Source organism: Sphingomonas sp. (genome assembly GCF_025353885.1).
Lineage (GTDB): Bacteria > Pseudomonadota > Alphaproteobacteria > Sphingomonadales > Sphingomonadaceae > Sphingomonas_O.
The window spans coordinates 1-12065 of sequence record NZ_JANXNX010000066.1; the positions used below are offsets into that span (position 1 = coordinate 1).

The following is a 12065-nucleotide window of genomic DNA, read 5'->3' on the forward strand; positions in this document are numbered from 1 at the left end:
AACAAAGTGGGCACCAGCTGACGAGGGTAAATTTTACCCGAGAAAAGTTTGTCCCAAATTTATTTTCGATGTTTTGGCTGCGCCGTCGCTGTTGGCAACCCTCGGGAATTCGCCTACGCCCACCAGGAAGATCAGCAGGTCGCCGAAGCGTGCAACCGGCTCGTCAAAAACGTCATCATCTGCTGGAACTATCTTTATCTCGAGATGCGCCTGCGATCATCGGACGCCGCACAGCGGAAGGTTTTGCTCCTCGCCGTCAAAACTCACTCCCCTATGTCATGGGCCCACATCAACCTGCTCGGCGAATACGATTTCTCCGACGCGAGGTTGACCGACAGCCACGGAATCCTCCCCCTAAATTGAGGCTCCAAAATCAGCCCAATTTTGGGACGAAGAAAAGTCCGTATTTTCTATATTTTGCAATGTGTTATCGAAACTACTATGTCGCGGTATGTACCTTTGCCGGGACGAACCTTTCAATGGCGGGGAAGTCTCGACGCGCGTCCACAACAGGCGCAGGCGTTCTACGGCACGATCGCTGCGGCCACGCTAGGCGGCGCCGGGCTCAATTTCACGGCGCTTGATCCGATCAAGGCATTGTTCTGGGCCGCCGTCGTGAACGGCATCCTCGCCGCGCCGCTGATGGCAGGCATCATGCTGATTGCAACCAATCCGAGGGCGATGGGTCGGCTGACGCTGCCGACATGGATGCGCGTTGTCGGCTGGCTCGCGACCGCAGTGATGGCGGCCGCGACAATCGGGTTTTTCCTGATCTAGCCCTGCCCCCTTGCAGCAAAAAGCAGCCGCCCCGGTCCGAGTCGATCGAGCACATGATCAAGGCTGGCGGACGAGACGGCAAAGCACCCTTCGCTCCGGCCGAGCATGCCGGTCAGGGTCGCGATTTCGGGCGACACATACCATGCGGCATGCACGACAATCGCGCGGCTTTCGGCGTTGCAGTTTTCGGCGTCGAGGCCGACTAGTCGCATCGACCGCCCTTGATGGCCGCGATACTCCGCACCGGTCACAAAAGACCCAGCAGATGAGGCGAACGATCCGGACTCGTTGGAAAACCGACGTGTCCAGCCCGTATGCGCCGGGTCGGATCCGCGTCCGTGCGCGACCAGATGCGCCTGTGCGGTTCCGCTCGCCAGATCGACGACAAATAGTCGCGGGGCCGAAGATGGGCGCGAGAAATCGACGACGCCGATCCGGTCGGTGTGCACCAAGTTCGTCCGATGGCGAGCAAAGGCATCCATCGCCTGCGATAAAATGTGCGGCGGAAGTTCGGCGACCGGAGCGTGCAAAAGCGGCTGTCCAAGGCTTGGTCCGCTGATCGCCAGTGCCCCCGTTACAACGCCTAACCTGATGAAATCTCGCCGGGAAAGGGTCATGATCTTCAATTAGGGGTGAGGTATGAGCAAACCTAACGCGGTGTGTTCCGACTGTCCCGTTTCGTGTTCGCACTGGCGCAGGCAAGGGAATCTTCCTCGTTATTGGAGACGTGAGTAGTTTCCGACCCCTGTCACGCCATCGATATTCTGCGACCCATCCTAGAATTTGTCGATAATTTGAGGATGGCGCATGCAGGACAAGTGGAGCCGAGAGCTCACAACCAATACCGGCTTCCGGTTCAGCGTGCGCCCCGCCAAGGCTTCGGATGAAGCCGCTCTCGGCGCATTCTTCTCGCATGTCTCCGCCGAGGATCTGCGGTTCCGTTTCCTGACTGGACTGAAGACGGTCGGGCATGACCGGCTGGCCGCCATGACCGACATCGACCACCAAAAAACAGAAAACTTTCTCGCTTTCGTGGATGGCGAGGCGGAAATCATCGCTACCGCCATGCTCGCGTGCGACGACGCCATGAAGATTGGCGAAGTCGCGATCGTGATTCGCTCGGACTACAAGGCCAAGGGCATCAGCTGGGACTTATTGGCTCATGTTTCCGCTTACGCCAAGGCGAAAGGGCTGACGACGATCCAGTCGATCGAATCGCGCGACAGCCACGCCGCGATCGACATGGAACGGCAGATGGGGTTCGTTGCGGGACCCTATCCCGACGATCCAGCGCTCATGCTCGTTCAGCGGCACCTGAATTAATCTGATGGTCCGCTCGCACGCGCTCGCCGCAACAGCTCTTATATTAGCGGCTGTTGCGAGTCCGGTCTGGTCCCAGTCGCCGCCGCCGCCGCAGACCGACGGCGCAATCGAGGAGCTTAAGGCGGGCTCGTATCTATGGGCTCCCGACATTGCGCCGAAAGGTCCGGTAACGGTCATCGTCAGCCTCGCCACGCAAAAAGCCTATGCCTACCGCAACGGCGTGCCGATCGGCGTCTCCACGGTGTCGACCGGCGCACCGGGGCATGAAACGCCGACGGGCATTTTCGTGATCCTTCAAAAGGCAGTCGTCCACAAGTCGAACAAATACAGCGATGCGCCGATGCCGTTCATGCAGCGGCTGACCTGGGACGGCATTGCCATGCACGCCGGGAAATTGCCCGGCTATCCCGCCTCGCACGGCTGTATCCGGCTTCCCGCCGCGTTTGCCAAATTGTTGTTCGGCATCACCAAACTCGGGCTGACCGTGGTCATTACAGACGATCCGCTTGCTCCCGAAATCGTGCGCTCGCCTGGGCTTCTCGACCCGGCCGCCGTCGATGGTCATGTCGCCGACCAGTCCTATCGCTGGCAGCCCGCCAAAGCCCCGAAGGGTCCGGTGACGATCGTTGTGAGCGGTCGCGACCGCCGCATCGTCGTTCTGCGCAACGGCGTCGAAATCGGCTCGGGCGACATCGCCATCGATGGTCCGGTTACCCGGACCGAGGCATTCACAATGAGCAGTATGGACGCTGAAGGCGCGCACTGGTTGCGCTTGCCTTTGCCGGGCCAGACGTTGGGGACAGCCGCCCAGATGACGCTCGCCGAACGCGCAAGAGGTCATTTTCCCGACGGACTGCGTGCCGCCATATTGAGCGTGCTGCAACCGGGAACGACGCTGCTCGTAACGCGCGATTCGATCAGGAGCGCGGGCACCGGCACCCGGCTGACCGTGATCACGGCTGACGCGAAATGAGAAGATGCGTGTCGCGGCGCTCGCAGTTGCGGCGGCTGGCGCCTGCGCACTTTTTGCGCGGACGACATTCTTCGATCAGCTTGATGCGCTCGACTAGGATCTTGCTGCGCTGAAGCCTGGCAGCGATTGAGCGAGCAAGACATCGTCGCTGCCGTCCGTGACGTTTTCACGTAGATGGAGTCGTTCAATAGCCCTCTCCGTAAAGGGCAGCCCGAACGTGCAAGCCCGTGATCGCCAGCAATACGCCGTGACGACACCACCGACACCGTCGGGAACTACGCGGGCGATTCGACGATGTCGGTTGGACGAACGACGATCGGTTCAGGATGTAGATGGCGAACTGGCGGCGCCTCAGGTGCCGATCATTCCCGGACATAAGATGATCGAACAGATCGACGCTGTCGGGGCCGGTGGCGAAGGTCTTAGCCTCGGCGAACGCGTGGGCGTGCCTTGGCTAGGGTGGATATAATCGCAGCTTCGCTGCCGATCAGGGTGCCGTGGGGGCGGCTAATGGCAAACCGAATTAGCCCGTCCCGCACTTTGCTGCCGCCGATATGGTCCCACGCTGCCCTCCATACCGCGGCTACGCGCCAGCTAATGCGCAACATGAAAAGGCTTCCCGGACCTACCGCGATAGCGGCGGGTTGCCTGAGTATTTGCCGGTGGGTGACGACGCATCGGTCTAGCCCCTAACCTGAAAGTTGCCGAGCATCGGCTTAGCGCGAAAACAAAGCGGGAGATGATGTAGTGGCAATCGAAGTCGCGCCGACTGCCTCTAAAGCCAGTGGACATCCCTCCTGTACCGGCCGGCCGCGGCCCGATCAATCGTCACGTCGATATAGCGTCCGCCGCTCAATCGCTCGGCAAAGACCGAGCTAACCCCCGGCACGGTGCTCGCCACCCGCTCGATATCACGCGCGACGCAGTCGAGTTCCGCCAGGTCCGACCCCGACACCTTGACCCCGATCGGGCTCTTGATCCCGGTCGCAAGCATGTCGATGCGGTTGCGGATTGGCGGCACCCAGACATTGGCGAGGCCGGGCAGCTTCACGGTCCGGTCAAGCTCTTCCACCAGCTTCGCGGGCGTCATGCCGGGGCGCCACTGGTCGCGCGGCTTGAGCCTGATGGTCGTCTCGAACATTTCGAGCGGCGCCGGATCGGACGCGCTCTGGGCGCGCCCAGCCTTGCCGAACACGGTGTCGACCTCGGGCACAACTGTGCATCGGATCGCCGACGGTCATTTGCGACCATCTCCGAGTGCCCGCAAAGCCAAACCTGTCGCTGCCTGGTGCGCGCTGCCAAGCGCTCCCCGCGACAGGACAATGACAGCAGAGAGCCAGAGAAGCGTCGGAGCCACCAGAAGCCAACGGAAATCAGAGACCAATGCGAAGTTGACGCCGCTCATCAGCACTACGGACAAGAAGCCGGCCACTACATATGTGCACAACGCCAGTCTTTCTAGACGGCGGCCCTGAGCGAGGCTGAAGGCCTCACCCATCACGAGAACGCCTCCGGCCGCCATTTGCCCACCCATCACGGCAAATACCAGTTGAAGCCATCCTTCGATCCCTGGCGCCGCACCGCGAACAGCCTCCAGCGTGGTGACCGAAGCACGCAGGTCTTCTGGAAGAAAGCTCGGGCGATAGAAAATGAAATAGAGACCTGCGATAAGCTGATAGATGCCCCATGCGCCGACGAGGCCCGCCGCCAACCTGCGATCAAGCCACGGCCTGTACGCCGTCGGATCGCTGCGCCTCTTCATTGCGCTACAGTCAGCCATCGAACGAGCGCGAAGACGATGCCGGCCCCGAGCAGGGGGTCGAAGATCGGCTTCGTTCTGGCGGCCAGCCAAACCGGAAGATAGATGTCGAAATTCGGTCGTGTGTCATCGGTGTAGCGCGCTGCGATACTGCCAAGCGGGCAGCGGCCGTGGTTCAGGCCAAGCACGGCGACCTCGACCAGGACAACGCCAATGGCGCACGCGGCACCCACGAAGTTCGCTGTCGCGGCAGACACCCAGATCGCGCCAATCGCGAGCACGAAAAAAGCCCAGATAATCGTATGGACCGCCTTGATCGCGCGAAGTGATGCGTTTCGCGTACTCAGGTGCCCCTCCATCACGAGGTCATGACTGAAGCGACAGGGCGGCGCGGCGAATAGGGAAGTGGCGCGCCGTGGCCGAAGCGCATGACGATATCGGGCCTCCTGCCAGGCATCCCCATCAGGGCAGCAAGTTCGGGCCTTAGCCGGGCGACTTCAACCGGCTGGTTGATGAAAGCGTGCTTCAGGCCGAGAGCGGTCGCCTGCAGCGCAAAGCGCTGACACGCCTGTCCGACTGCCACCCAATGTGCAGAGTCTGCCTGTTCGGCCAGGAACACGGCAATTCCGGAGGACGACCGTATCTGGCGGGCATAGGCGTCATTCTGCGAGTGCGTCGTCGCCAGCCAGTCGAAGGCAAATGGACCGAGCCAATCGGGCAGCATCGGATTGCCGGTCGTCACGCTGTAGAGCCCGTCTCCATTTCGCAGCGCCTGTCGCGGATTGAAGCGCAGCCATGACTTGAGTTCGCGCACGAACGCGGGGTCAGCCATCTGCGCGCTGTTGCCCGCGACCACGAAGTCCCGCATTCGTTCGATTCTGGGCAGGTCGGTAAGGAGGATCAGGCTGACGCCGGGCATGGTCGCGGCCTCAACCAGTCGATTCAGATCAGCCGGGCTGACAGCGCGGCCGTCATACTCGGCGCGGGTCGACTGGCGCCTCGGTATGGCATCGAACAAGGCAGAGGGCGTCGCCTGTCCTGCTTCCGAAATGAAGACGATTGACCCGCCATTGGCAGGATCAAACCGGGGCGTGCCCGGGCGACCGCGAGCGGCAGAAGCAAGCGAGAGATTCTCGGCGGCGGCACCCAAGCTGACAAAAAGGTGATGATCGTCGGGATCGACGATCGGCGTGCGCCGCGAAAAGTCAGGCAGGATGTCGATGCGCCGATCGCGGACGCGGAACATCCAAGGCTGGGTGTTGTGGCCATTGGGCGCGAGCGTCGCGTATCGAATTAGATCGCGGCTGATCGCCGGGTCCGCGAGCGGAGCGCGTGACGGAGCAATGCCTTTGGCATATTCCGACGAATTGCCCATGTCCGAAGCGGCAAGATACACCGCGCTGCCGGCGACGGCCGCGAGCGCTCCTCCGCCAATCAACATTTCCCTTCTGTTCACAGCTGCGCCTCGCTTCTCGATGATCGGGGTTTCAGCGCGGCGCGAATAGCCTCGAGCAGCGGTCGATCCGCCATCGTCTTCAACAGAAGCGTGTCGCCGTCCCGTTCAGCGTCCCGAGCGACGCTGTCGCTGACGTCGACGCTCCGCAACAGGATAGCCGTACCGCGCCAGCCGCTGACCCGCAGGCTCTGGACAAGTTCCACGCCGCCGAGTCCGGGCATATCGACATCGACGACGAGGCAGGCGGTTGCGCGCGCGAGCGGGTCGGCGATCAGGGCGGCGCCTGTCGCATAGGACCGGACGTCAAAATTCTCGGCGCGCAGCATCAGCTGGCGGTCACGCCGCGCGGTCGCATCTCCATCGACGAGCGAGATACCGATCCGTGCGACCGGTGCCTCCGAAAGCTGAGCGTGCATCTGATGAGTTTCCTTGTTCCCGCGCGCAGGGTGGGAGCAATCGGAAGCTGCGTCTGTAGGTAATAGGCGCAAATGACGGCGGACTAGTCCCGTTCGCTTAGTCCGGCGGCAAAGGCGATGCGGAGCACCTCGGAGAGACTTCGAGCGTTAAGCTTCAGCATGAGAGCAGCTCGGTGCGCCTCGACCGTGCGATTGGAGATGCCGAGATCGAACGCGGTGATCTTGTTCGGCTGTCCCTTCACAATGCCTCGCAAGACGTCGCCTTCACGAGGGGTGAGTGCCGCGAGCCTCACGACAGCTTCGGCGGCATCCAGGTGACTGCGGTCTGCGTCATCGACCCGGCGAAAGGGGTCCTCGAGTGCGGCCAGCAGAGCCGCTTTCCGGAACGGCTTTTCGAAGAATTCCACGGCACCGGCCTTGATGGCGCGTACGGCCAGCGCGATGTCGCCATGGCCGGTCAGCATGATCACAGGTAACTCGATGCCGCGCTCGGACAACCGGCGCTGGACTTCAAGCCCGTCGAGTTCCGGCATACGGATGTCGAGCAGCACGCATCCAGGCGTCGCGCGATCCGCGTCGGCGAGGAACGCGACGCCGGAGACATATGATTTGACCGTATAACCGTTGGTTCGCAGCAGGAAGCCCGCGGACAGGCGGATCGCTTCCTCGTCATCAACGAGGTGGACGAGGCGTTCAGCCGACATCGGCATTCTCCGGGTCGGCGCGTACCAGTGTGAAAAGGAAGGCGGTGCCACAGCCTGTAGCAGGCGTCGCCCAGATCCGGCTACCATGTGCTTCAATGATCGTGCGGCAGATCGACAGGCCCAGGCCCAGACCTTCTTCCTTGGTCGTGGCAAAGGCCTGGAACAGGCGGTCGGACATATACCGACACGATATTGGGGATATTCCATCTGCTTGGGCTCCAGTTCTCGCCGCGCATCGCCGATATAGGCGGCGCGCGGTTCTGGCGCGTCGACGGCAATGCCGATTACGGCGTGCTGGACGATCTTGCGGCGAACAGGATCAACATCAAGCTGATCGTCGAGCACTGGGACGACCTCCTTCGTCTCGCCGGATCATTGAAGCTCGGCGTCGTGAGGGCAGCCGGACTCACCCGTGTTCTTCAAACGAACGATCGTCCGACCAGGCTGGCACGTGCGCTTCAGGAACTCGGCCGTCTCATCAAGTCGCTCTATGTGCTACGGTTCATTGACGACGAAACCCACCGGCGTCGCATCCTCGTCCAGCTCAACCGCGGCGAGAGCCGCCATCAGCTTGCCCGCACGATATTCCACGGCAAGCATGGCGAATTGCGCCAGCGTTATCGCGTTGGCCAGGAGGACCATCTTGGCGCGCTCGGGCTAGTCGTCAATCTAATCGTGCTCTGGAACACGATCTACATCGACGCCGCTCTCAACCAGCTTCGCGCCGAAGGCCATGTGATCCTGGACGTCGACGTAGCGCGCCTTTCGCCGCTCGGCTTCCGGCACATCAACATGCTCAGGCGCTATGCCTTCACCATTCCCGACATGGTGGCGCGCGGTGAACTTCGGCCGCTACGTGATCCCGGTGCTGTGGGTATCGACGACGCCTAAAGATGCGCCTTATGTAGGTTTTCTGTTTCGATGCTACTCAAACCCCAAGATCGGCCCGATTGATCCCGGATGCAGCGCCACAGTCCCGATGTCATACTCGACACGAGCGGGCACGGCTGGCGTGGACAGCGTCTTGCGCGGATACCAGGTTTCGCGGCTCGAGTGCTGTCGATGCGGCGCCCTTTCACGGCCGCACGCGCCTTGTAGCGCCGCACCTGGACCCGTCGGAACAGCGGCCCTGCCGTGATCTCAGCCGCCTCCGTTCAGGCCGCGACCGTTCGCGGGTTGAGATAGGCGATCGCCCCTTCCCCGTCCTGATCACCCTTGCTGCGTAGGATCTGCAGCAGCCGCGCCTCGGGATCGATGGCTTCCTCGATGTGCTCGGTGGCCACCGCCACCAGCTCGGAGGCACGCAAGCCGGTGTCGTAGGCGGTCGACAGCAGCGCGCGATCGCGCAGCCCCGGCAGATCGTCCCCGCAGCTCTCGAGCAAAGCACGGATGTTGAGCCCACGCGCAGCCGAAGCCGCAGGTGAGTTTCTTACACGTTTGGCGTGACATTCAACGCCGATGGCCGGCTCAGCCCGGTCGCAATGGCCTAATCGTCTCGATAATATTCGGCACGGAATGACGCTTCGATCGCGGCGCGATAATACTCCAATAAGCTTTGAGTGCGGCGATGGTCAGCGGAACGGCACCGAAAACGATGAAGATCAAATCTCCGGGTAAACGCATCCATTCGAGTTGCCGTGCGGCTGCGCTGCCGGTGTAGGCGATGCTGCGCGCGTGCCAGTATCCATGCTGCACCACGTCCCAGACCTGCAAAACCCCTGATGGAAACAGGCTCAGAAAGACCATCAACGCCAGACCGGCATTGGTGCCCCAGAAACCGATGCGGATATATTTCTCTATGCCTGGCCAGCGCAGCACGTCGGTCGTCTGGCGTAGGACAAATACCATCAGGGCAAGCGCAAGCATACCGAAGACGCCCATCATCGCGGCATGGCCATGATTGGGCGTCAGGATCGTGCCGACCTCATAATAGCTCACGATCGGCAGATTGATCATGAAGCCGAAGACGCCGGCACCGAGGAAGTTCCAGAACCCCACCGCCATGAGGAAATAAAAGGTCCATTTGTGAAGCAGCGCCGGGGCGGCGTCGCCGGAGTCAGTTTCACCGCGCGTCGTGCGGACAAAGTCCCATGCGTCGAGCGTCAGCAATGTCAGGGGCACGACTTCCAGTGCCGAAAAAAGCGCTGATACCGCCATATTGATTTGGGTTTGGCCTGAGAAATACCAGTGATGCCCCGTCCCCATCAGGCCGCCGAGGAAATAGAGAATGGCGTCAAGATAGATGACGCGCAGTGCGGTATTGCGGCCGGTAAGGCCCAATTGGAACAGCATGAGCGCGACCACGGTGGTCGCGAAGAATTCAAAGAATCCCTCGACCCACAGATGGATGATCCAGAAGCGCCAGGTATCGACCACGGTAAAATTGGTTTTGGCACCGAAAAAGAGGGCCGGAACGTAGAAAACGGGAATCGCGAGCGCGCCGAACAGGAACATCCGGGCGATCGGCCGCGCGTGAACATTGGTGACCTGGCTCGGGCGCGCAATCCACCAGAGCAGGGCAAACCACCCCAGCAGCCCGACAACAAGCAGATACTGCCAGAATCGGCCAATCTCGAGATATTCCCAACCCTGGTTGCCGAAAAGGAACCACCATTCGCCAAGCCATCCGGAAATGCCGGCCCATTCGCCGAGGAGACTGGCAACGATCACTATGGCGAATGCCGCAAACAGGAGATGGATGGCGGCAGGAAGCCAGCGGGGTTCGTCGGCGCGCAACGAGCGGCCCAGAAACAGCGCAGCCGCGACATAGGCCGTCGCGATCCAGAAGATCGCGGTTTGCAAATGCCAGATGCGCATGAGGTTGCTCGGGAAGAGTCTTTCGAGCTGGAACCCGTAAAAACTCCCCGGATCAGCACGATAATGCGCAACCGCACCGCCTACGAGTGTTTGCATCAGAAACAGTACAGCCACGACGACGAAGAATTTAACGAGCGCGCGCTGACCGGGGCTCGCCTCCCCTGGGACTACTTGCGGCGCTGCGTTGTGGCCCCGGGTAATCCAGCCAAGATAGTCGAATTTGCCAAAGGCGAGCAATACGGTCGCGATACCGCCAAGCAGCACGATCAGACTGAGCGCGCTCCAAAGGAGCGCCCCAGCCGGAGCGACATTGCCGACGCCGGGGTCATAAGGAAAATTGTTGGTGTAGGAATAGTCCGCCCCAGGCCGATCGGCGACCGAAGCCCAAGCCGTCCAGCAGAAGAATGCAGTCAAGTCGCGCAATTCTGCCGGATCGGTGATGAGGTTGGGCGCGAGACCGCCATTGCGCGCGGAATTGGTAAAATAGGCTGTCCAGCGGGTCGTTTGCGCCCGATAGGCGATGGCCTCCGGCGCGGTTAGGCTCAGGGTTTTGCTCGCAGGATTGAATCGATTTGCTTTAAGCGTAACGGCGACCTGACCGCGGATCGACCCCGTCTCGATCGGGCTGAGAGCGGTCAAAGTCTTTCCGAGTTGCTGTCGCGCCAGAGACGCAGCTACGCTCTCGCCGATCTGATGCAGTGTTTCGGCCGAGAAATCGGGACCAAGATAGGCCCCATGTCCCCAGATCGTACCATTGTCCATCAGGCCATAGCGCAGAAATATCGCCTGGCCCGAACGGATCTGATCCCCTGTGAACAGAATTCCTCCGCTGGCATCGATAACCTTATCCGGGATGGGCGGCGCGTTCCGATAGGAGAGCATGGTGATCGCCAAAAGTCCCGCGAACCCGAGAATCATCACCATCAGGATCGATCGCAGCCACCATTTCGACAAGGAACTGACTTCTGGATCAGACTTGGGCTGGGCGGCTTCGTCCATTGCGCGTCTCCTGGCGGAACCGAGGGGGTCAGAAAGAAGGTGAACGGTTCGGCAGGCGTTCAAAATCCGAAGAGCGCGCAACGCGCATTACGCTGTACGACACCTGGCCAATGACCGTGAAGGCAGGATGCCGCGCGGAATGGACAGTGGTGTTCTTAAGACCAAAAGATAGTAGTAGCAAAAGACTGAGGACCATGTGCGTTGGCACACGCTCAGCTCACGGTCGAGGCGGTCGGCTGTCCGAACAATATCGTGAGCAGCAGGGCTGCGTCTTCGACCCCTTCGATGCCATGTTCTTCGCCGCGATCGAGATACATCCAATCGCCCGACTGCAGGGTGATCGGTGTGCCGGCGAGCAAGATCCGTACGCTACCGCGCAGACATTGGAGCGTGGCTTGCCCGGCAACACGGTGTGGGGGGATTGCGCCACCGGCATGGACGAGGAGATGAATGGCCTCGAACGTATCAGTTTTGACGAGGGCAGTCGTATGCGCATGTTTCCCGTCCGCGCCTAACGCCGAAAGATGCACGACCTGTCCATGCTGTGCGTGATGAAGCGCCATGATCCTGTTCTCCTCAATTCCGCGGTTCGGGGTGTTTAATGGTGTCGCGAGATTCATGCGGACGGCAACCACAGAAGTTCTGACCATAGCGCCCGCGTAAACGGGGAAAGATCAATTTTTGATCCGAGCGTATCAATTTAGATAATCACCAGGATGAGGATAATGCCCAATATGATCAATGCGAGCCCTCCGATCAGCATTGGCAACAAAGTGTCACTCGCAGTGACCTCTTCTGGACTGAGGCCGCCCCTCGCATCATCTGTCGAAATAACGATCTG

At 60.9% G+C, this 12065-nt stretch carries 14 protein-coding genes and 3 pseudogenes; 6 read left to right on the plus strand and 11 right to left on the minus strand.

From position 1 onward, the window contains the following. Positions 1–48 precede the first annotated feature (48 nt). Positions 49–363 (plus strand): Tn3 family transposase, encoded by a 315-nt coding sequence (locus tag Q0R02_RS07090; RefSeq protein ID WP_293881959.1) that lies wholly within the window; start codon positions 49–51, stop codon positions 361–363. Between the two features lie 78 nt (positions 364–441). Next, positions 442–777, plus strand: coding sequence for a divalent metal cation transporter (locus Q0R02_RS07095; protein ID WP_293881961.1), 336 nt, complete (start codon positions 442–444; stop codon positions 775–777). Here Q0R02_RS07095 and Q0R02_RS07100 read toward each other — a convergent pair. Next, complete coding sequence (locus Q0R02_RS07100; protein ID WP_293881963.1) at positions 774–1394, minus strand: murein L,D-transpeptidase catalytic domain-containing protein; 621 nt, start codon at positions 1392–1394, stop codon at positions 774–776. The genes Q0R02_RS07095 and Q0R02_RS07100 overlap by 4 nt on opposite strands. Positions 1395–1584: 190 nt before the next feature. On the opposite strand from Q0R02_RS07100, the gene Q0R02_RS07105 reads away from it, so the two are divergent. From Q0R02_RS07105 to Q0R02_RS07115, 3 genes are all read left to right on the plus strand, one after another. Further along, positions 1585–2100: a GNAT family N-acetyltransferase gene (locus tag Q0R02_RS07105; RefSeq protein WP_293881964.1), complete on the plus strand. Its 516-nt coding sequence runs from the start codon at positions 1585–1587 to the stop codon at positions 2098–2100. A 4-nt stretch (positions 2101–2104) separates the two neighbouring features. Continuing rightward, positions 2105–3073 (plus strand): L,D-transpeptidase, encoded by a 969-nt coding sequence (locus tag Q0R02_RS07110; RefSeq protein ID WP_293881966.1) that lies wholly within the window; start codon positions 2105–2107, stop codon positions 3071–3073. Between the two features lie 247 nt (positions 3074–3320). Next, positions 3321–3542, plus strand: a complete 222-nt coding sequence (locus Q0R02_RS07115; RefSeq protein ID WP_293881967.1) for an alcohol dehydrogenase catalytic domain-containing protein — start codon at positions 3321–3323, stop codon at positions 3540–3542. A 330-nt stretch (positions 3543–3872) separates the two neighbouring features. Here Q0R02_RS07115 and Q0R02_RS07120 read toward each other — a convergent pair. The 7 genes and pseudogenes from Q0R02_RS07120 to Q0R02_RS07150 all read right to left on the minus strand — a co-directional run. Beyond that, positions 3873–4286 (minus strand): annotated as a pseudogene (locus Q0R02_RS07120) (efflux RND transporter permease subunit); the annotation flags it as partial. Positions 4287–4310: 24 nt separating this feature from the next. Continuing rightward, entirely contained in the window at positions 4311–4784 is a 474-nt protein-coding gene (locus tag Q0R02_RS07125; protein ID WP_293881968.1) for a hypothetical protein, read from the minus strand. 47 nt (positions 4785–4831) lie between these two features. Continuing rightward, positions 4832–5191 (minus strand): hypothetical protein, encoded by a 360-nt coding sequence (locus Q0R02_RS07130; protein ID WP_293881969.1) that lies wholly within the window; start codon positions 5189–5191, stop codon positions 4832–4834. Beyond that, entirely contained in the window at positions 5191–6288 is a 1098-nt protein-coding gene (locus tag Q0R02_RS07135) for a nitroreductase family protein (RefSeq protein WP_293881970.1), read from the minus strand. Before Q0R02_RS07135 ends, Q0R02_RS07130 begins: the two co-directional genes overlap by 1 nt. Then, complete coding sequence (locus tag Q0R02_RS07140; protein WP_293881972.1) at positions 6285–6704, minus strand: response regulator; 420 nt, start codon at positions 6702–6704, stop codon at positions 6285–6287. Before Q0R02_RS07140 ends, Q0R02_RS07135 begins: the two co-directional genes overlap by 4 nt. A gap of 83 nt (positions 6705–6787) precedes the next feature. Further along, a complete protein-coding gene (locus tag Q0R02_RS07145; RefSeq protein WP_293881974.1) occupies positions 6788–7408 on the minus strand; it encodes a response regulator in 621 nt (206 codons plus the stop codon). Continuing rightward, positions 7398–7586: an ATP-binding protein gene (locus Q0R02_RS07150; RefSeq protein ID WP_367271440.1), complete on the minus strand. Its 189-nt coding sequence runs from the start codon at positions 7584–7586 to the stop codon at positions 7398–7400. The genes Q0R02_RS07145 and Q0R02_RS07150 overlap by 11 nt, the downstream gene beginning before the upstream one ends. Here Q0R02_RS07150 and Q0R02_RS07155 point away from each other — a divergent pair. Continuing rightward, positions 7586–8299 (plus strand): annotated as a pseudogene (locus Q0R02_RS07155) (Tn3 family transposase); the annotation flags it as partial. The gene Q0R02_RS07150 and the pseudogene Q0R02_RS07155 sit on opposite strands and share 1 nt — an antisense overlap. A 48-nt stretch (positions 8300–8347) precedes the next feature. On the opposite strand, the pseudogene Q0R02_RS07160 reads toward Q0R02_RS07155, so the two are convergent. The 3 genes and pseudogenes from Q0R02_RS07160 to Q0R02_RS07170 all read right to left on the minus strand — a co-directional run. After that, positions 8348–8814: pseudogene (locus Q0R02_RS07160) on the minus strand (integrase); the annotation flags it as partial. Positions 8815–8875: 61 nt separating this feature from the next. After that, a complete protein-coding gene (locus tag Q0R02_RS07165; protein ID WP_293881976.1) occupies positions 8876–11224 on the minus strand; it encodes a cbb3-type cytochrome c oxidase subunit I in 2349 nt (782 codons plus the stop codon). Positions 11225–11436: 212 nt separating this feature from the next. After that, positions 11437–11787 (minus strand): cupin domain-containing protein, encoded by a 351-nt coding sequence (locus tag Q0R02_RS07170; RefSeq protein ID WP_293881978.1) that lies wholly within the window; start codon positions 11785–11787, stop codon positions 11437–11439. Positions 11788–12065 lie beyond the last annotated feature (278 nt).